Source organism: Pseudomonas sp. 9AZ (assembly GCF_902506525.1).
Taxonomy (GTDB): Bacteria; Pseudomonadota; Gammaproteobacteria; order Pseudomonadales; family Pseudomonadaceae; genus Aquipseudomonas; species Aquipseudomonas peli.
In genome coordinates this window covers 2,063,710-2,082,441 of record NZ_LR733840.1, presented here as the reverse complement: position 1 = coordinate 2,082,441, position 18,732 = coordinate 2,063,710, and the positions used below count along the sequence as shown (strand labels likewise).

The 18,732-nt window shown below is 63.0% G+C and carries 16 protein-coding genes; 8 read left to right on the top strand and 8 right to left on the bottom strand.

From position 1 onward, the window contains the following. Window positions 1-21: 21 nt before the first annotated feature. The 4 genes from ALTER154_RS09690 (at window position 22) to ALTER154_RS09675 (ending at window position 2,890) form a co-directional block, all read left to right on the top strand. Complete coding sequence (locus ALTER154_RS09690; RefSeq protein ID WP_160086591.1) at window positions 22-909, top strand: LysR family transcriptional regulator; 888 nt, start codon at window positions 22-24, stop codon at window positions 907-909. A 110-nt stretch (window positions 910-1,019) separates the two neighbouring features. Beyond that, on the top strand, window positions 1,020-1,235 hold the full coding sequence (locus ALTER154_RS09685) for a dodecin (protein WP_090254497.1): 216 nt from the start codon (window positions 1,020-1,022) through the stop codon (window positions 1,233-1,235). 152 nt (window positions 1,236-1,387) lie between these two features. Further along, window positions 1,388-2,383: an LLM class flavin-dependent oxidoreductase gene (locus ALTER154_RS09680; RefSeq protein WP_160086589.1), complete on the top strand. Its 996-nt coding sequence runs from the start codon at window positions 1,388-1,390 to the stop codon at window positions 2,381-2,383. Window positions 2,384-2,464: 81 nt separating this feature from the next. Then, window positions 2,465-2,890: an OsmC family protein gene (locus ALTER154_RS09675; RefSeq protein WP_160086587.1), complete on the top strand. Its 426-nt coding sequence runs from the start codon at window positions 2,465-2,467 to the stop codon at window positions 2,888-2,890. Here the strand turns inward: ALTER154_RS09675 and ALTER154_RS09670 are convergent, their stop codons facing one another. Then, window positions 2,891-3,310: a hypothetical protein gene (locus ALTER154_RS09670; protein WP_160086585.1), complete on the bottom strand. Its 420-nt coding sequence runs from the start codon at window positions 3,308-3,310 to the stop codon at window positions 2,891-2,893. A 109-nt stretch (window positions 3,311-3,419) separates the two neighbouring features. Between ALTER154_RS09670 and ALTER154_RS09665 the strand changes: the two genes are divergently transcribed. Both ALTER154_RS09665 and ALTER154_RS09660 read left to right on the top strand, forming a co-directional pair. Further along, a complete protein-coding gene (locus tag ALTER154_RS09665; RefSeq protein WP_160086583.1) occupies window positions 3,420-4,472 on the top strand; it encodes an aminopeptidase in 1,053 nt (350 codons plus the stop codon). Between the two features lie 64 nt (window positions 4,473-4,536). After that, on the top strand, window positions 4,537-4,767 hold the full coding sequence (locus ALTER154_RS09660) for a DUF1161 domain-containing protein (protein ID WP_090254486.1): 231 nt from the start codon (window positions 4,537-4,539) through the stop codon (window positions 4,765-4,767). Between the two features lie 45 nt (window positions 4,768-4,812). Here ALTER154_RS09660 and ALTER154_RS09655 read toward each other — a convergent pair whose 3' ends face one another. Both ALTER154_RS09655 and ALTER154_RS09650 read right to left on the bottom strand, forming a co-directional pair. Then, window positions 4,813-5,460: an HAD family hydrolase gene (locus ALTER154_RS09655; RefSeq protein WP_160090092.1), complete on the bottom strand. Its 648-nt coding sequence runs from the start codon at window positions 5,458-5,460 to the stop codon at window positions 4,813-4,815. A gap of 14 nt (window positions 5,461-5,474) precedes the next feature. Next, window positions 5,475-6,017: a gamma carbonic anhydrase family protein gene (locus tag ALTER154_RS09650; RefSeq protein ID WP_160086581.1), complete on the bottom strand. Its 543-nt coding sequence runs from the start codon at window positions 6,015-6,017 to the stop codon at window positions 5,475-5,477. Window positions 6,018-6,188: 171 nt separating this feature from the next. Between ALTER154_RS09650 and prlC the strand changes: the two genes are divergently transcribed. Both prlC and ALTER154_RS09640 read left to right on the top strand, forming a co-directional pair. After that, window positions 6,189-8,237, top strand: coding sequence for an oligopeptidase A (gene prlC, locus ALTER154_RS09645; RefSeq protein ID WP_160086579.1), 2,049 nt, complete (start codon window positions 6,189-6,191; stop codon window positions 8,235-8,237). Then, a complete protein-coding gene (locus ALTER154_RS09640; protein WP_160086577.1) occupies window positions 8,234-8,512 on the top strand; it encodes a YheV family putative zinc ribbon protein in 279 nt (92 codons plus the stop codon). Before prlC ends, ALTER154_RS09640 begins: the two co-directional genes overlap by 4 nt. 46 nt (window positions 8,513-8,558) lie before the next feature. Here the strand turns inward: ALTER154_RS09640 and ALTER154_RS09635 are convergent, their stop codons facing one another. The 5 genes from ALTER154_RS09635 to recC all read right to left on the bottom strand — a co-directional run bounded on the left by ALTER154_RS09635 (window position 8,559) and on the right by recC (window position 18,607). After that, window positions 8,559-9,323 (bottom strand): ABC transporter substrate-binding protein, encoded by a 765-nt coding sequence (locus ALTER154_RS09635; protein ID WP_160086574.1) that lies wholly within the window; start codon window positions 9,321-9,323, stop codon window positions 8,559-8,561. A gap of 104 nt (window positions 9,324-9,427) precedes the next feature. After that, window positions 9,428-9,868, bottom strand: a complete 441-nt coding sequence (locus tag ALTER154_RS09630; protein WP_160086572.1) for a hypothetical protein — start codon at window positions 9,866-9,868, stop codon at window positions 9,428-9,430. A gap of 7 nt (window positions 9,869-9,875) precedes the next feature. Continuing rightward, window positions 9,876-11,720 (bottom strand): exodeoxyribonuclease V subunit alpha, encoded by a 1,845-nt coding sequence (recD, locus tag ALTER154_RS09625; RefSeq protein ID WP_160086570.1) that lies wholly within the window; start codon window positions 11,718-11,720, stop codon window positions 9,876-9,878. Between the two features lie 90 nt (window positions 11,721-11,810). Then, window positions 11,811-15,356, bottom strand: a complete 3,546-nt coding sequence (gene recB / locus ALTER154_RS09620; RefSeq protein ID WP_160086568.1) for an exodeoxyribonuclease V subunit beta — start codon at window positions 15,354-15,356, stop codon at window positions 11,811-11,813. Continuing rightward, window positions 15,353-18,607, bottom strand: a complete 3,255-nt coding sequence (gene recC, locus ALTER154_RS09615) for an exodeoxyribonuclease V subunit gamma (protein ID WP_160086566.1) — start codon at window positions 18,605-18,607, stop codon at window positions 15,353-15,355. Before recC ends, recB begins: the two co-directional genes overlap by 4 nt. Window positions 18,608-18,732 lie beyond the last annotated feature (125 nt).

The window sequence follows — 18,732 nt, the reverse complement described above, 5'->3', positions numbered from 1 at the left end:
ACCTGTTAGGAAAACTCACAGATGAGCCAAGACCTTCCGCCACTTAATGCCTTGCGCGCCTTCGAAGCGGCTGCCCGATTGAACAGCGTCAGCCAGGCGGCTAACGAACTGAACGTCACTCATGGCGCAGTCAGCCGGCAAGTGCGCAGCCTGGAAGAGCACCTGGGCGTGGCCTTGTTCAGCAAGGAAGGTCGAGGCCTTAAACTCACAGATGCGGGCATTCGTCTGCGCGATATCAGCGCCGAACTGTTCAACCGCCTGCGCAGCACCTGCGCTGAACTGCAGCAGGGGCAGGCCGACGCGCCGTTTGTGCTGGCCTGCCCGGGCAGCCTGTTGGCGCGCTGGTTTATTCCGCGCCTGGACCGGCTCAACCGCGAGCTGCCAGAACTGCGCCTGCAGCTGTCCGCCAGCGAAGGTGAACTCGACCCGCGCCGCAGCGGGGTGGACGCCACACTGTGGTTCGCCGAACCGCCGTGGCCGGCGGATATGCAGGTGTTCGAGCTGGCCGCCGAGCGCATCGGCCCGGTGCTCAGCCCGCGTTATGCGCAGTTCGCGACACTGCATCAGGCTGCCGCTGCCGTCCTGCTCGGCGAGCCCTTGCTGCACACCAGCTCGCGCCCGCAAGCCTGGCCCAGCTGGGCCGCCAGTAACGGGCTGGATTCCAGCGCGCTGAAGCTCGGCCAGGGTTTCGAGCATCTTTATTACTTGCTGGAAGCCGCCGCGGCAGGCCTCGGCGTGGCCATCGCACCGCAGCAACTGGTCGCCGATGATCTGACCGCCGGTCGCCTGGTCGCGCCCTGGGGCTTTGTCGAAACCAGCGCACGCTTGGCGCTTTGGGTGCCAATACGCAGCCGCAATAACCGCGCCGAACGCCTGGCACAGTGGCTGCGCAAGGAGCTGGAGCGCTAGCAGCAGTCACCGGCAAACGGGCAGACCAAGTGCGACTAATCTGAACTTTAGCGTTCAGGGGTGGGACTCAACTAGATGACCCACCTGTTCAACCACCTGGGAGAGCTGCAATGTCCGATCATCACACCTACAAGAAAATCGAAATCGTCGGTTCCTCGAAAGTCAGCATCGAAGATGCCATCGAAAATGCCCTGGCCGAATGCGCCAAGTCGGTGCGTAACATGGACTGGTTCGAGGTAGTGGAAACCCGCGGGCACATCGTGGATGGCAAGGTCGGTCATTACCAGGTCACCCTGAAAATCGGCTTCCGCCTGAGCAATAGCTGAGTCCATAGGCATGCGGTCATGCCACACATGGCCGCCGATCCACCCACCCCACGCACATTGCCCCTTGGAATCTGCAGAATAAGCCCCACTATCTAACTCAGGTATTGGCGCTTTGTGGCGCCCGAACACACGGATAACCCACAGGCAGCCCGATGAGCGCACTCGCACAGAGCAAATTCTCCACCCTGGACCTCGCCCCGATTCGCGATGACGGCAACGCCGCCCAGGCTCTGCACAACTCCCTGGCGCTGGCGCAGCATGTCGAACGCCTGGGCTTCGAGCGTTTCTGGGTGGCCGAACACCACAATATGGATGGCATCGCCAGTTCAGCCACCGCCGTGCTGCTCGGCTACCTGGCAGCTGGTACATCGAAGATTCGCCTGGGCTCCGGCGGGGTAATGCTGCCCAACCATGCGCCGCTGGTGATCGCCGAGCAGTTCGGCACCCTGGCCACGCTCTATCCCGGCCGCATCGAGCTGGGCCTGGGTCGCGCGCCGGGGGCCGATCACTTCACCGCCCAGGCGCTTCGCCGCGACCGGATTGGCAACGCCGATGACTTCCCAGCGGATGTTGCAGAGCTGCAGCGCTACCTTGGGCCACGCACGCCGGATCAGCGGGTGATCGCCATGCCTGGCAGCGACACCAATGTGCCAATCTGGCTGCTCGGCTCCAGCCTGTTCAGCGCCCAGCTGGCTGGCGAAAGGGGCCTGCCTTACGCCTTCGCCTCGCACTTCGCGCCGCGCTTTATGCATGAGGCGATTCGCGTCTACCGCAATCACTTCAAGCCCTCGGCGGTGCTCGACAAACCCTATGTGATGCTCGGCGTGCCGCTGATCACTGCCGACACGGATGAACAGGCTGAATACCTGGCAACCTCGGCCTACCAGCGCATCCTCGCGCTGATTCGTGGCCAGAGCCTGGTGCAGAGACCGCCCGTTACCAACATGCAGGGTTTGTGGTTGCCGCATGAGAAAGAAGCAGTGAGCAGCTTCCTCGGCATGGCGATGATCGGCGGCCCGGAGAAGGTGCGCGCACGCCTGGAAGTGCTATTGGAACAGACCGGTGCCGATGAACTGATTTTCACCTGCGACCTGTACGACTTTGCCGACCGACTGCATGCATTCGAGCTGGTCGCGCAACTGCGTTAACCGACTAGCGGGACTTATTTTTCGAACTTGTGCCACCTCAGCCTGCTCTCAACCTAGTAACCCACGCACTGGAGAACTCGGATGAAGAAGACAGCATCAGCCCACTGGCAAGGTGGCATCAAGGACGGCAAAGGTACGATTTCGACCCAGAGCGGCGCCCTGAAAAGCGCGCCCTATGGCTTCAACACCCGCTTCGAAGATCAGCCTGGCACCAACCCGGAGGAACTGCTGGGCGCCGCTCACGCCGGCTGCTTTTCCATGGCGCTGTCAAAGGAGCTGGGCGAAGCCGGAATGACCGCTGAGCGTATCGACACACAAGCGGAAGTCACCCTGGACAAAGCCGACGGCGGTTTTTCCATCACCGCCGTGCATCTGACGCTCAAGGCGCGCATCCCCGGCGCCGACCGCGCGGCCTTCGAGAAAGCCGTAGAAACCGCCAAGAACGGCTGTCCGGTGTCCAAGGTACTGAACGCCGATATCACCCTGGAAGCGGTGCTCGACAGCTGATCAGAAGGTGCCGCAGCGCAAAACCTTACCGCGCGCCAGCACATTGCGCTGCTCGTCATACAGCCAGGCCTGCGCCTTCATCTGCATGGGCCTGGCTTCCAGCCGGTAGCGCTGGCCGGCCACGAAATTGTCATGCCGCACGCGAATCTCACAGGTCACCTGACGCGGCTCATAGGCGCCATCCAGGCCACCGCCGCCATTCACCTCGAACTGAAAACGCGCCTGCAGCTCATGAGCACCAGCAGGCACCTGAAAGTAACGACCATCGTTGAGGCGCTGGCCATCAAGGCGATCGGCCATCAGCAGGGTGCCGGCATTACTGCGCAGGTCCACCCAAGCCTGGCTCGGATCAGGCGCAGGCACGGCAGAGGCGCAGGCGCTGAGCACCAGCACACCGCCAAGCAAAGCCAGGTAACGCATGGGACACCTCCATAAATCGCAACGACAGTTAGCCTACGCCGATCCCGTGCTGGAGGCAGCAGCGCCGATGCGCTAGCGTGACAGCCTGTTTACTCACGGGTACTGATCCATGTTCGACGCTCTGCTCTGGCGCTGGGTTCCGCTGGCCGCTGCGCTGCTGCTGAACGGCTGTAGCACCCTGGACTACTACAGCCACCTGGCCGGCGGGCAACTGCACCTGCTGCAGGCGCGCGAGCCGATTGCCGAGCTGCTGGAGAACCCGACTGCCGACCCCGAACTCAAGCAACGCCTGGCACGTGCTCAACAGGCGCGGGATTTCGCCAGCGCCCAGCTGAGCCTGCCCGACAATGACAGCTACCGCCTGTACGCCGATATTCAGCGGCCGTTTGTAGTGTGGAATGTGTTTGCCACACCGGAATTTTCCCTGTCGCCCGAGCTGCACTGTTTTCCCATCGCCGGTTGCGTGGCCTATCGCGGTTTCTACAGCCAAGGCCGCGCGCGTGGTTCGGCAGCACTGCTGAAACAGCAGGGCCTGGACACCTATCTGGGCGGCGTCGAGGCCTACTCCACCCTCGGCTGGTTCGATGACCCGATTCTCAACACCATGCTGCGCTGGAGCGATGAGCGCCTGGTGGCGGTGATCTTCCACGAACTGGCGCACCAGCAGCTGTATGTGGCCAACGACACCGCGTTCAACGAATCCTTCGCCAGCTTTGTCGAGCGTGAAGGCCTAAGCCAATGGCGCATCAAACAGGGGCTGCCGCCTAACGATCCGCAGGGCGAACAACAGCGCGAGCAATTTATCGCCCTGGTGCTGGCCAGCCGAACACGCCTGCAGCAGCTCTATGCCAGCGATCTGCCACCCGCACAGATGCGCAGTGGCAAGCAGGCCGAGATCGCCCGCCTGCGCGCCGAATACCATGCACTCAGAAAGCGCGAGTGGGGCGGTAGCGGGCGTTACGACGACTGGATCAACGCGCCGATAAACAACGCCAAGCTGCTGCCGTTTGGCCTCTATGATCAATGGGTGCCGGCCTTCGCCGCGCTGTTTGAACACGTTGAGCGCGATTGGCCTCGCTTTTATCAGCGTGTCGCCGCCTTGGGCGAGTTGCCCGAACGCGAACGGCATCAGGCGCTGATGGACTTATCTGCGGGCTCTTAGAACTTACGTACCGAGTTCCCACTCCAACATCAGTAGTTTCTGTTCACGCAAAAGGAGCGATGCAATGAACAAATTCACCCTGGCCGTGCTGCTTGGCCTACTCAGCACCAGCGTGTTGGCCGCACCCAAGCCCTGCGAAGAGCTGCGTGCGGAGATCGAAGTGAAAATCCAGGCCGCCGGCGTTGCCAGCTACACCCTGGAAATCGTGCCCAACGAAGACGCCCAAGACCCCAATATGGTGGTCGGCAGCTGCGACGGCGGCACCAAGAAGATCATCTACCAGAAAAACGGCTAATCCTCGTATGCGGGCTGCCTGATGTAGGCAGCCCGCATACGACACCTACCGCACAAACGCCTGGTGCAACTCGGCCAGACTGTGGAAGTGATAGGTCGGCGCTTCGGCCTGCAATTCGGCGAGGCTGCCAAAGCCATAGCCCACCGCGGCCACATCCAGGCCATTACGTCGCGCGCCGATCAAGTCGTGCTTACGATCCCCGATCATCAGCGTGCTCTGCACCGGCAATTGTTCTTTTTCCAGCAGGTGGGCGATCAGCTCAACCTTGTCGGTACGCGTGCCGTCCAGTTCGCTGCCGTAGATCACCTTGAAGTGCTTCGCAAAACCAAAGTGCTTAGCAATTTGCTCGGCAAACACCGTCGGTTTGCTGGTGGCGATATACAAGGTGCGCTGCTGGTTCTGCAGCAGCTGCAACAGTTCGCCCACGCCGTCGAATAGCTGGTTTTCATACAACCCGACCTCGCGGAAGCGCTCGCGGTAATGGTTCACCGCCTGCCAGGCGGTGGCCTCGTCGAACTGGTAGGTCTGCATAAAACACTGCAGCAGCGGTGGGCCGATAAAGTGCTCCAGCGCCTGTAAGTCAGGCTCATCGATGCCCAGCTTGGCCAGCGCATGCTGCACCGAGCGGGTAATCCCCTCACGCGGATCGGTCAGTGTGCCGTCGAGGTCAAACAGGATGTTCTGGTAATGCATGACAGGTTCGCTCATCAGCCGGCATAACCTTCCAGCAGATGCTGGTCCTTTAGCCGCACGTAGTTGGCCGCGCTGTAGCCGAAGTAACTGCGCTCCTTGTCTGTCAGTGGCCGCGCCTGTTTCACCGGGCTGCCGACGTACAGGTAACCGCTTTCCAACAATTTTCCCGGCGGCACCAGGGAGCCTGCACCGATCACCACCTCATCCTGCACCACAGCACCGTCCATGATGATGCTGCCCATGCCGACCAGAATGCGGTTACCCAGGCTGCAACCGTGCAAAGTGACATTGTGGCCGATGGTCACCTCCTCGCCGATATTCAGCGGAAAACCCTGCGGGTTGAACGGCCCGGCATGGGTGATGTGCAACACGCTGCCGTCCTGCACACTGCTGCGCTCACCGATGCGGATGCTGTGCATGTCACCGCGAATCACCACCAGCGGCCACACCGAGCTGTCGGTGCCAATCTCCACATCGCCCAGCACCACCGCCGAGGCATCGACAAATACCCGCTCGCCAAGCTGCGGGGTGAACTGCTGGTAAGTACGAATCGCCACGATAGAAACCTCTTAAGCTGCGTCTGGCCTTGATTGTAATTAAGATGGCACCCATGTTCAGGACAACTGCGCTGCTTTATGGCGCCGCTGTCCACTCAAGCCTGCCCCTGGGAGCCTTTTGCGCCCCCCAGGGTCACAGCTGCAAACCCATTTCGTAACAGGTGACCTGTCGTGACTGCCACTAACCCGCTGCTGCAAGCCTTCGATCTGCCCCCCTACAGCGCCATCCGTCCGGAGCATGTCGAGCCCGCCGTCGAGCAGATTCTGGCCGACAACCGCGCCGCCATGAGCCGTCTGCTGGAACAACAGGCCGCTGACCCAAGCTGGGACGGCCTGGTGCTGGCCCTGGACGAACTGGGCGCGCGCCTGGGCCGCGCCTGGAGCCCGGTCAGCCACCTGAACGCCGTGTGCAACAGCGCTGAACTGCGCGCAGCTTATGAGGCCTGCCTGCCCAAGCTGTCTGAATACTGGACCGAAATCGGCCAGAACCAACCGCTGTTCCAGGCGTATCAAGCGCTGGCCGAGAGCCCTGCAGCAGCCGGTTTCGACGTGGCGCAGAAGACCATCCTCGAACATGCCCTGCGCGATTTCCGCCTGTCCGGTATCGACTTGCCGGCCGAGCAGCAGAAGCGCTACGGCGAGATCCAGATGAAGCTCTCCGAACTGGCCAGCAAGTTCTCCAACCAGCTGCTGGATGCCACCCAGGCCTGGACCAAGCACGTCACCGACGAGGCCGCTCTGGATGGCCTGACCGATTCGGCCAAGGCGCAGATGAAGCAAGCCGCAGAGGCCAAGGGCCTGGACGGCTGGCTGATCAGCCTGGAATTCCCCAGCTATTTTGCGGTGATGACCTACGCTAACGACCGCGCGCTGCGTGAAGAGCTATATGCCGCTTACTGCACCCGTGCCTCCGACCAGGGGCCGAATGCCGGGCAGAACGACAATGGCCCGGTGATGCAGGAGATTCTCGTCTTGCGTCAGGAACTGGCCAAGCTGCTGGGTTTCGGCAACTACGCAGAACTGAGCCTGGCCAGCAAAATGGCTGAAACCACCGATCAGGTGCTGCACTTCCTGCGCGACCTGGGCACTCGCGGCAAGCCATTTGCCGAGCAGGACCTGCGCGAACTACAAGCCTTCGCCAGTGAGCAGGGCTGCAGCGAGCTGCAAAGCTGGGACGTCGGCTACTACAGCGAGAAACTGCGCGAGCAGCGCTACAGCATTTCCCAGGAAATCCTGCGTGCCTACTTCCCCATCGACAAGGTGCTGACTGGCCTGTTCGCTATCGTTGAAAAACTCTACGGCATCCAGATCGAGGAATTGAGTGGCTTCGACACCTGGCACCCGGATGTGCGCCTGTTTGAAATCACCGAAAACGGTGCGCACGTCGGGCGCTTTTTCTTCGACCTCTACGCCCGCGCCAACAAGCGCGGCGGCGCCTGGATGGACGGCGCGCGTGACAAACGTCGCACCGCCGATGGCACGCTGATCAGCCCAGTGGCCAATCTGGTGTGTAACTTCACCCCTGCCGTCGGCGACAAGCCAGCGCTACTCACCCACGATGAAGTCACCACCCTGTTCCACGAATTCGGCCATGGTTTGCATCACCTGTTGACCCGCGTCGAACACGCCGGTGCGTCCGGTATCAACGGCGTGGCCTGGGATGCGGTCGAGCTGCCGAGCCAGTTTATGGAGAACTGGTGCTGGGAACCGGAAGGTCTGGCGCTGATCTCCGGTCACTACGAGACTGGCGAACCGCTGCCGCAGGACCTGCTGGACAAGATGCTGGCGGCGAAGAACTTCCAGTCCGGCTTGATGATGGTGCGGCAGATCGAGTTCAGCCTGTTCGACTTCGAACTGCACGCCACCCACGGCGACGGCCGCAGCGTGCTCGACGTACTCGAAGGCATCCGCGCGGAAGTCTCGGTGCTGCGTCCACCGGCCTACAACCGCTTCCCCAACAGCTTCGCGCACATCTTCGCCGGCGGTTACGCGGCCGGTTACTACAGCTACAAATGGGCCGAAGTGCTGAGCGCCGATGCCTTCTCCAAGTTCGAGGAAGAAGGCGTATTCAATAGCGCCACTGGGCAAGCCTTCCGTGAAGCCATCCTGGCGCGCGGCGGCTCGCAGGCACCGATGGTGCTGTTTGTGGATTTCCGTGGCCGCGAGCCGTCGATCGACGCGCTGCTGCGCCACCTTGGTTTGAGCCAGGAGGCCGCATGACAGATGCACCTGTGAATATCAGCGCAAAACGCTTTATCGCCGGCGCGGTCTGCCCGGCGTGCAGCGAAATGGACAAGATCCAGATGTGGAACGTGGACGGCGTGCCGCACCGCGAGTGCATCGGCTGCGGCTACGCCGACACCCTGGACGAACGCGGCAACTCAGTGCCGCGTGAACTGCCCACACGGGTCAATATCAGCGCCCTGAAACCCAAGATTGCCGACCCCAAAGTGCAAGTCGTGCAGTTCTTTCCTAACCCCAAACTTAAGAAATAGCTGGGTGGCCGCCAGGGATGGCCGGCCATAAAGCCACTGCGCTAACTCAGGGCGCAGCGACCTCACTCTGCTGCAGGTTGCGCTCAAGCATGCGCTGATAATCGCCACTGGCGCGCAACTGCGCCAAGCCCTGATTGAACTGCGCGATGATCACCGCCGCCTGCGGGTGGCTGCGCGGCACGATCAGGTGCAGGGTGCTGCGGTTAATGGCGCTGTTGGAGCGACGAAAGCGTTCTAAAGGCACACCGCTCAATTGCAACGCGGTCTCGCCCAGGCGTCGATCCGAGATAAAAAAATCATCGCGGTCCATCAACAGCAAACGGGCGCACTCATTCAATCCGGTAGGGGAATGCCGGCGTAACTGCCCATCATCCAGCAACTGCTGAATGGTGGGTGGCGGCTGCCAACCCAGCGGGTAGCAGAGTCGCAACCCTTGCATACTGGGGACATCATCGAGCTCGATTACCTCACCTGCCCGGCTGAAAATATACTGCTCGGCAGTAAACAACGGCTCCGAGTAGAGAAACACCTCTTCACGCTGCGCAGTGCGGACATACGGGAATGTCGCGTCGTAATCGCCTTGCAGGGTTTTCAGGTAACCGCGCTTCCAGGGCTGCCAGTCCAGGCTGCTGGCGATGCTGCTGCGCTGCAACGCCGCACGCACCAACTGCGTCAGCATGCCACCTGCAGGCAGCGCCTTACCGGTAAAGGGCGCGTAGTCATCGCCGGTGACTAGACGCAACGGCGCCGCCAGGACGCCGGTGCAGAGCGCCTGGCTTAAGAACAAACAGATAAGTGTTCGAATGCGCATTGCGCCTCAACCTTAGCGGTCAGCACCGCGGCGGATCGCAAAACTCAGTAATTGCTTTCGCAGTGTAGGCGTTCAGACGGATTACACGGCAGCCTACCGCAACGTCAGCGGCGGTATTGACGGATCACGCCCAGCAGAAAAAACATCATCCCCAGCCCAAATGCCAACAACGCGATGATCGGCCCCCAGTGACCGACCAAAGCTTGCAAACCCTCCAGTAGCAAACTGCTCAAGTATGTCTTACGCCCTGAAGAGCTGGGTACATAAATACCCTGCAACCAGGTTTCGTAGGCACCGTATAAGGGCAGCAAGCACAATGGCAACAGCAGCAGGCATAACCAGAAGCCCACATTGCTGGAACCAAATAAAGCTTTGCTACGGTAGCCTTCTTGAATCAACTTGAAGCTACAAACCGCGGCATAGGCCACGCCGGCAAAAAGCAGATAACTCTGATAGCTACCGGGGCTTCTCCACAGACCAAGGCTGGCGACACACCCCAACGGCAAAAAAAGCACGGCCCATATCGTCAGAAAAACATACTTCATACGGTCCTTAGAAAAGCGAAAATTGAGTGGATCCGTCTGCTGCGAATGGCTGCGGCGTTGCTATTAAAGACGTTGCGGCTAACCGCTCAGCCAACCCCGCTGCCCGTTCCGCGCGGGTGGCCACGGCTTCGCTTAAACGCGCCGGAAAACCCCAGATTTCCACCTTATGTTTGGCGCGGGTGATGCCGGTGTAGAACAGGCTACGGGTCAGCAGGGGGCTGGGTTGTTCGGGCAGCACCAGCAGCACTTCGCTGAACTCTGAGCCCTGGCTTTTATGCACAGTCATGGCAAAGGCGCTGTCGTGGCTGGGCAGGCGCGCCGGGGCAAAGGGGCGGTAGCCGTCCTCACCTTCAAAGAACACTCGCAGGCCGTACTCAGTGTGTAAGCAAATACCGATATCGCCGTTAAACAGGCCGAGTGCGTAGTCGTTCTGCCGCACCATCACCGGCCGGCCTACATACCAGCGTTCGCGGCTAGGCACCTGGCTGCGGCGCTTGATCCGTGCCTCCAGGGCTTCGTTGATCCCGGCCACGCCCCAGGCCCCTTCACGTTGAGCGCAGAGCGCGCGAAAGGCATTGAACGCGGCAAAGGCGGCGGCGGGGTCGGCGCTTTTGGCGGCGCTGATATAGGGCGCGTAGCCCTGATCCAGACGCTCCAGCAAATCATTGGGCGTCGGCGTGGCCATCCAGGTCAGGTCGCTGCGGCCTTCCTTGAGCAGGTTGAGCGTGCCGCTGACATCGCCGCCATTAATGCGCCGCGCCAGTTCGCCAATGCCGCTGTCACCGGCAAAGCGGTGACTGTGAGTCAGCAGCACCACGGCGTCGCCCAGTTGCGAGGTCGGCTGGCTGATCGGCACTTGCTGGCCGGTGATGCGTTGCAGTTCGCTCGCCGCCTGAGCATCAAAGCCACGGCCCTCGCAGAGTTCGGCAAACACCGCACCGGCTTCCACGGCGCACAGTTGGTCTTTATCGCCGAGCAGGATCAATCGTGCAGTGGGCGGCAGTGCATCAAGCAGCTTGGCCATCAGCGCCAGATCGACCATCGAGGCTTCGTCCACCACCAGCACATCCAGCGCCAGCGGGTTGGCCGCGTGATGGCGCACTTGCGGGCTGTCGCCCCGGCTGCCGAGCAGGCGGTGCAGGGTGCGCGCCTCATCCGGCAGCGCGGCTTTGATTGCCTCGCTGACCGGCAACTCGGCTTTGGCATTACGGATCGCCTCGGCCATGCGCGCAGCGGCTTTACCGGTAGGCGCGGCCAGGCCGATGGCCAGCGGAGCGCCGCCCGGATGTTCGCAACCGGGCTGTTCAAGCAGCGCCGCCAGCAAGCGCACCACGGTGGTGGTTTTACCGGTGCCGGGGCCGCCGGAGATCACCGCCAGCTTGCGCCGCACCGCTTGCGCGGCGGCCAGGCGCTGCCAGTCGGGTTGCTGTTGGTTAAAGGCAAATAGTCGGATCAGGCTTTCACTGAGCTGGGCTTCATCCACCTCGGGCAAATCGGCGGCACGTTGCAGCAACTGCTCGGCCAACTGGCGCTCATAGGCCTGATACCGTGCCAGGTAGAGGCGGCCGTGCTCAAGGATCAGCGGTGTGAAAGCGCCCTCGCCGCCTACCAACGCGGATGCCTGCAACTGCGCTTGCCAGTCCGCCAGTTTCGGCAGGTTGAAGGCATGCTCCGGCCAAGGCCGCTGCCCGGCCATGCGCACCAAAGGCAGGCAGACATCGCCTTTGTCCAAGGCCATGCACAGCAGCGCCGCTGACGCCAAAACCACAGGTGACGCCTGCGGGTCGAGACGCTGCAAGCTGGCGACCAGCGCGCGTTCCAACGGGCCAAGAGGCAGATCAGCAAGCGTCATCGTTCACTCCCGTAGCCCGGATGTAATCCGGGGCATGTGTGAGGCGGTGCGATGACCGTTCCCGGATTGCACCCGGGCTACTCGGCAACATCATTTACCCTCCGCAAACAAGGTATCCAGCGCATCCAACAGTCCATCGCTGGGCCGTGAGAAATACACCCCGGCGCTCGGCATGCCGCGCAGAAACAGGTAATACGCGCCGCCCAGCTGCTCATTCTTGAAATCGTCCAGACGCTGCCGCAGGAAGCGTCGCAGCGCCACCAGGTAGATCAGGTATTGCAGGTAGTAATGCTCGGCGGCCAGGGCTTGCAGCAGGCGTTCGCCGCCGTAGTAGCTGGCGTCCGGGCCGAGCCAGTTGGACTTGTAGTCGGCGATGTACCAGCGTCCGTCGTGCTCGAAGGTCAGGTCGATAAAGCCCTTGAGAAAGCCCTTGAGGCTGTCGAATTCCAGCCGCGCCGCCGCCTCGCGCATCGGTGCCGCCAGGCCATGCGCCGGGTCGCAGAGAATGGCGCGCATGCGCTGCACATCCAGCCCGGCCAGGGGAAAGGTAAAGCCCAGTTCGGGCAAGCGCCGGGTTGGATTCAAGCCGGCGAGGGTCAGCCCCTTGCCATCCAGATCGGCGTCGATCACCTGTTGCAGATGCTCAAGCGCCACGGCCTGCCAGTCGTTGCTGATGCCGTGGCCGCTCAGCCCCGGTTCGATCAGTTCAGCCAGCGCGCCTTTGCCGCGCGCCCAATCTTCCAGAATGGCATGCAGGCAAGTACCGGCCCGCGCACCACGGGGGAAGGCGAAGAAGCCAGTGCCCGGTTCGCTGGCGTCCGGCAGCACCAGGCCGTCACGGTCCGGCGCTTCCATATGCATACCGGCGGCCAGCCCTGAGAAGCTGCCGATGCGCCAGGCGCTGTGCAGGCTGCGTTGCAAGGTAGCGAGTTGCTGCGGGGCCGGGCCGCGTTGCTCACCGGCGGCGCTGGCTTCGCTGTCACGCAACGGCTGAAGGGTCATCTGGCCTTGGCTGCTGGAAATTAACTGTTCGACTTCCGCACGCAAACCCTGCGGACTGAGGTTTTGCAGGTGGCCGGCCAGTTCGCTCAGGGCATCCTCACCCGATAACCCACGGCCGTGCAGCAGCCAGGCCAGGGCGCTGCTGTGCAGGCCGCTGTCGCCGAGGGTGCCGTCCTTTTTCGGTTTGCAGTCCACCGGCCCCCAGTGCAGCCACAGGCGATCACGCGCGCGGGTCAGGGCGACGTAGGTCAGGCGCAGTTTTTCGGCGAAACGCTCATGGCGGGCGCGCTCGCGGTGCACGTCGAGCTGCTCGCTGCCCAGGTCCAACAGTGGTGTGCCGTCGTCGGCGTGGCAGCTGATGTCCTCATGCTGGCGCAGCAGTGCGCCGTCCCACAGGTAGGGGCAGAACACCAGCGGGTATTCCAGGCCTTTGGAGGTGTGGATGGTGACGATCTGCACCCGCTCGGCATCGCTTTCCAAACGCAGCAAGGCGTCTTCGCCGTGGGCCTCGGCGCTGCGCTGGGCGTTGAACCAGGCGAGTAATTGCTCCAGACCGGGGCGTTGCAGGCTTTCGGTTTGCAGCAGCTCGGCCAGGTGCAGCAGGTTGGTCAGGCGGCGCTCGCCATCGACCAACGCCAGCAGCCGCTGAGCCACGTGTTGCTCATCCAGCCAGGCGCGGAAAGCGCGCATAAAGCCCTGTTGTTGCCAGAGTTGGTGGTAGCGCTCGGCGGCTTCGCGCTCGCGGTCCCAGGCTTGAGCGTCCTCGCTGCAGGCGGCCAGATCGGCAGCGCTACGGCCCAGCAAACGGCTGGCCAGGGCATAACGCAATGCGCCCTCGCGGCCCGGTTCGGCGTAGGCGGCGAGCACGGCGGACAGCTCATCGGCCTCTTCGCTGTGCCAGACGTTCTCCTTGCCTCGGCGCACACTGGGCACGCCACGGGCGGCCAGCTCGGCGGCCACTTCGCCAGCCTGACGGTGGCTGGCCACAAGCACGGCGATATCGCCACCTTTGAGCGGTATGCGCGTGCCGTCTTGCTCAAAAAAGGCTTGGCCCTGACTGCTCGCGCTTAGCACCGCCGCAATGCGCCGCGCCGTATCCCGTGCCACCAGTGCGCCCGCTTCGCCCTTGCCCAGGTAGTCGTTATCCAGCCAGACCAACGCCAGCGGTGCGTCAGTTTCATCCTCAATACGCGGCAATACCAACTGTGCCCGCGCCTTGCTGCTGGCCCCGACCTGCTGGTAAGCCAAGCCTTGCTCGGCAAAGGGCATGGGCCGGTCGAACAGCTGATTCAGCGCGGCGATCAGCTCGGGCGTGGATCTATGGTTGGTGGCCAGGCTGTATTGCCGCGCGGCTTCGCTGCGGGCTTTTAAATACGTGGCTAAGTCGGCACCGCGAAACGCATAGATGGCCTGCTTCGGATCGCCGACGAAACACAGATCGCCGGCGTCCTGATAAATGCGATGAAACACCCGGTACTGCACCGGATCGGTGTCCTGAAACTCGTCGATCAGCGCCACCGGATACTGCGTGCGCAGGGTGCTGGCCAGGTGCTCGCCGCCCTCGCTCTGCAAGGCTTGCTGCAGCTTGTTGAGCAGGTCATCGAAGGCCAGCAGGCGTTGCGCCGCTTTGCGCGCGGGCAGTTGTTCGTTGAGCTGATGAATCAAGCGCACCTGCAGGTCGATCAGGCGTTGCTCGGCCTCGGGTTGTGCGGCATCCAGCGCATCGCAGAGTTCCTGTAGCGCAGCGGCCAGCGGATTGGCCGGGGCTTCGCAGCCCTTTTTGCTGGCCTTGTTCAGCCCTTCGCGGGCCAGCCGACGGTGCGCTTCGGTTTTGCTGAACAGCGCAGCGGCGTCGCTGAAATAACCGTCCAGCTCGGACTGCCAGACGCCCAGTTTGGCCGCGTTGCACATATTGCTCTTGAAACCGTCAAAGGCCTTGAGCTGCGCCAGCCAGCCGGCGCTTTCGCCCTGCCAAAGACGTTGCGCCTGCTGCCAGGCGGCGCGCAGAGCGCTCATCTCACTGCGCGTACCGGGTTGCGGTTCGATGCGCAGGTACGGCTTGCCCAGGTGGTTGCGCAAACGCTGACGCAAGACCTGCGGAGTGATTTTCTGCTGCACCAGAAACGCCGCCCATTCCGGCTCGGCGCTGGCCAGCTCATGCCGCCAAAGATCGGCGAGCAGGGCATCGATAATCTCGCGGTCGTCGTGGGTCAGCTCGTTGTCGAAATCGCCACCCGCTTCAAACGCGGCGTCCTGCAAAGCCCGCTGGCAGAAGCCGTGGATGGTGAAGATCGCCGCCTCGTCAAAACCGTGCACCGCCAGCAGCAAACGCCGGTGGCTGGCTGCATCCGGGTACTGGGCGTGCAGTTCATTGAGCAAGGCGTCGTCACCCGGCCCTTGTTCATACACCGCCAGCAACTCGGCCAGGCGCATACGAATGCGCTCGCGCAGCTCGGCGGTGGCAGCGGTGGTAAAGGTCACCACCAGAATCTGGCTGACGCTGAGCTGCTTCTCCAGTAACAGGCGCGCGTATAACGCGGTCAGGGTCCAGGTTTTGCCGGTGCCGGCGCTGGCTTCGATCAGCGAGCGGCCGGTGAAGCTGTCGTGCAGCAGGTTCAGGCTGGCGCTGCTCATGCTTCGTCCTCGTCACTGTCTTGCAGGGCGTCCAGCGCTGGGCCGTAGAGTTGTTCGGCCAACACCTCAAAGCGCTCATCCAGCGCTTCACGGTCGCGGAAGGCCAGGGCATTCCAGGGGTCTTGGCCTTCGCCGGCCATAAAGTCATTGCCTTGCCACATCACCCGCGCTTCGCTGCGGGCGGCGTCAATCGGCTCCTTGCGCCCGGGGTTGCGCCATTTGCGGGCGAAACCGTGGCTGCATTTGGCGAACAGCGGCAGCGGCTCGCACAGCGCGCTTTTGTAGGCTTCGAGCCAGGGTAAGAGCAGCTCACGGGCATTGGTCAACGCGCCCAGACGCCATTCGCTTTTTGGTGAGAGCAGGCGGCTGTCGCGGCTGATGTCAGGCGTGGCAGCGCAGTTGAGCAGCAGATGGCGCAACCAGAACGGCGCCAGCTCCCAGGCGCCGAGATCACGCAGGCGGTAATCAAACAACCCCTCACTGGTCACGCCATCCAGCCAGCCGTGGATGTGCACACCCGCCAGCTCGATATCGACCAACAGCGGTTGCGGCGCGTCATCCGGGCGCTCGTCAAACAGGGTTGGCGCAAAGGCGCGGATTGGCCCGCGAATCTGCCCCCAATGTGCCTGGCCCAGTTCGCCCACCGGTAGCCAGCTGGAAGCCGCCGCCACGGCGCGCTCTTCACGCTCGCTCCAGACGCGTTCGACGGCCTGCAATGCCAGCTGGCGCAGGCCGTGCTGGCGGGTCCACTCGACGCTGAACGGCTCGTCGCCGGCCAGGGTTTCCTCGCTCTGCGCTAGGCGCAGGCCGAGACGTTGTTCCAGCAGGTAGCGCGCTGGATGTTTAAAGCAGTGGATCAGCTGGCTGGGTTCGATGCTCAGCCAGTCTTGATCCGGCTTATCCAACGGACTGGCAAAGGGCGCGGGGGCTTGCACCGCCTGACTCAAACGCTGCGCAGCGTGGAACCAGGGCGCGGCAAAGCCGGCATGGCGGTTGCCGGCGAAGTTACCCGGCGCGAAGGGTTGCAATGGATGGTGGTGAGTAACCCTTGCGCTGGCCGGGCCGTTGCCATCTACCGCCGTGAGGTCGACCACATCCAGCAATTCGCTGACCAACACCGAAGGCGGCAGCTCGGCGTTGCTGCGCGGGTCGCGGCCGACGTAGCTCAGGTATAGGCCGCCACGGGCCGAGAGCAAGGTTTCCAGCAGCAGGTAACGGTCGTCCAGACGGCGTGCGCGGTCGCCACGGCGGGGTTTCTGGCCGATCAGGTCAAAGCCTGCTGCCGGGGTGCGGCGCGGCAAGGCACCGTCATCCAGACCGAGCAGGCAGACCAGACGAAACGGCAGGCTGCGCATCGGCACCATGGTGCAGAAGGTCACTGCGCCGGTGAGAAAGCCCGAAGCGGCGCTGCCCTGCTCCAAGGCGGCGGTCAGTTGCTGACGAATCAGCGCCAGTTCAATTGGCCGCTCAACCCCCGAGGCGTCGCCCTGTTCTTTGAGCGCTGCGCAGGCCTTGGACAGCAGCAACAGGGTGTCGCCGGCCTCGTGCTCATCGAACAACTGTTCGATCAGTCCTTGCAGGGATTCGGCCCATTCGCCCAGGGCGCGTGGCCGTTGCAGGCTCTGCGCCAGCGCGGCCAAGCGCTCGACAAAACCGGCCAAGCGCCCGAGCAGTTGTGCGCGGCCGCCTTCCAGCGCATCCAGCGGCCAACTGGCACCCAGCAGCGGCGCGGCCAGGCCCGCAAGCTGCGGCGGCGCAGCAAAGCCCAGTAGCAGGCGATCCAGCCCTTGCCGCCAGGTAAAGGCCGCATCCGCCGGCAGGCCCAGTTGCTCGCGGTGCGTTTCATCGCGGCCCCAGCGCACGCCGGCGTCGCGCAGCCAGTCGCGTAGCAGCGGTAAATCTTCGGCTTCGATACCTGCGCGGCGGGCAATAGACGGCTGTTCCAGCCAGGCCAGAATTTCTTCGGCAGCAAAGCGGCTGTCCGGCAGCGCAAGCAGGTTGAGGAAGGCTTCGATCAGCGGAATTTCTGCGCGCAGGCTGCGGTCTGCCAGGCTGAACGGCACGCGCGGCACACCTTCACGCGGGGCAAACACCGCTTCGATATAGGGCGCATACCGCTCGATGTCCGGGGTCAGCACCACCACCTGATCGGGCGTCAGCGCGGGGTCGGCGGCAAAGCGGGCGAGCAGTTGGTCATGCAGGATTTCCACCTCGCGCAGCGGCGAGTGGGCGACGTGCAGTTCCAGCGAGCGATCGTCCTCACGCAGCACCATGCGTTCAGCCGCCGTTCGGGTGCGCAGGCGCAGGATATCGTTCTGCAATGCCTGCAACAGGCTGGCGTCGTGCAGGTCAGCGTCTTCGGAATACAGGCCGATTTCCTGACTGCCCTCGCTGGAGGCCAGGCTAAACAGGCTGTCGAAAAAATCGCGGCCCTGTTTGCCCAGGCTGGCCAGCAGCGGATGGCCGACATCCAGGTACCAGTCTTCTGGACTGGCTTCGGGTTGCCGCGCCAGCTCGCGGATATCACGAATCTCACCCCAGGCTTCGCGGCACGGGTTGAGGGCGAAAACAATCACCTGGGTGTGCCGCGCCAAGCCTTCCAATACCCGCATATGGTGCGGCGGCAGCGAACTGATGCCGAACACCAGCACGCGCTCGGGCAGCCCGGCGATGGGCGTGGCGTCATACAGGCGGGTGAGCAGCTCTTCCAGCAACCGCGCGCGGTGTGGATGGCCGTCTTTGGTCAGCTCGCGCCAGAGCAGCGCCTGCCAGGCTTCATCCGGGCCGAGATCGAGCAAGTCGTTGCGCTCCCAGGCGGCCAGCCAGTCGTCGCGATACAGCAGGTATTGGTCGAATACGTCGGCGATCTTCACGGCCAATGACAGCCTGCGGCGCTCATCGCCACCTTCCAGGTAATGCGCCAGACGCGGTGCTTCAGCCAGGTGGGCCGGCTCGCACAGCCAGTCATACAAACGCCAGCTCAAACTGCTGGGGCTGAACGCCGACTGCTCCGGCAACTGCCCCAGGCACAGGCGCGAGAGGTCCCAGACGAACTTGGCCGGCAGCTGCACCTCCAGCTGCATGGCAATGCCCTGCTTGCGCGCCAGCTCCAGCGTCAGCCAGCGCCCCATACCCTGGCTCGGCACCACCACCAGGGCCGGCGCAAAGGGATCACGCATCGGCGTAGCGAGCAGCGTGGTGGCCAGCTCGCCAAGGGTTTCCAGATCGGGGGCGTGATAAAGCGTCAGCATCGGAGGGCATCCATTCAGTAGCGAGCAAGGTTATCAGCTCACGCAGCTTGACGGGATTACGCGACAGCCTGTGTCGTTCGCTGGCGCGCAGCGCCAACCCCAGCTAAAGCTAAACATAGGGCTTT

Bases quoted from the DNA above. Each gene is read 5' to 3' on its own strand.
- ALTER154_RS09690 (WP_160086591.1), top strand. From the start codon at position 22: ATGAGCCAAGACCTTCCGCCACTTAATGCCTTGCGCGCCTTCGAAGCG.
- ALTER154_RS09685 (WP_090254497.1), top strand. From the start codon at position 1,020: ATGTCCGATCATCACACCTACAAGAAAATCGAAATCGTCGGTTCCTCG.
- ALTER154_RS09680 (WP_160086589.1), top strand. From the start codon at position 1,388: ATGAGCGCACTCGCACAGAGCAAATTCTCCACCCTGGACCTCGCCCCG.
- ALTER154_RS09675 (WP_160086587.1), top strand. From the start codon at position 2,465: ATGAAGAAGACAGCATCAGCCCACTGGCAAGGTGGCATCAAGGACGGC.
- ALTER154_RS09670 (WP_160086585.1), bottom strand. From the start codon at position 3,310: ATGCGTTACCTGGCTTTGCTTGGCGGTGTGCTGGTGCTCAGCGCCTGC.
- ALTER154_RS09665 (WP_160086583.1), top strand. From the start codon at position 3,420: ATGTTCGACGCTCTGCTCTGGCGCTGGGTTCCGCTGGCCGCTGCGCTG.
- ALTER154_RS09660 (WP_090254486.1), top strand. From the start codon at position 4,537: ATGAACAAATTCACCCTGGCCGTGCTGCTTGGCCTACTCAGCACCAGC.
- ALTER154_RS09655 (WP_160090092.1), bottom strand. From the start codon at position 5,460: ATGCATTACCAGAACATCCTGTTTGACCTCGACGGCACACTGACCGAT.
- ALTER154_RS09640 (WP_160086577.1), top strand. From the start codon at position 8,234: ATGACAGATGCACCTGTGAATATCAGCGCAAAACGCTTTATCGCCGGC.
- ALTER154_RS09635 (WP_160086574.1), bottom strand. From the start codon at position 9,323: ATGCGCATTCGAACACTTATCTGTTTGTTCTTAAGCCAGGCGCTCTGC.
- ALTER154_RS09630 (WP_160086572.1), bottom strand. From the start codon at position 9,868: ATGAAGTATGTTTTTCTGACGATATGGGCCGTGCTTTTTTTGCCGTTG.
- recD (WP_160086570.1), bottom strand. From the start codon at position 11,720: ATGACGCTTGCTGATCTGCCTCTTGGCCCGTTGGAACGCGCGCTGGTC.
- recB (WP_160086568.1), bottom strand. From the start codon at position 15,356: ATGAGCAGCGCCAGCCTGAACCTGCTGCACGACAGCTTCACCGGCCGC.
- recC (WP_160086566.1), bottom strand. From the start codon at position 18,607: ATGCTGACGCTTTATCACGCCCCCGATCTGGAAACCCTTGGCGAGCTG.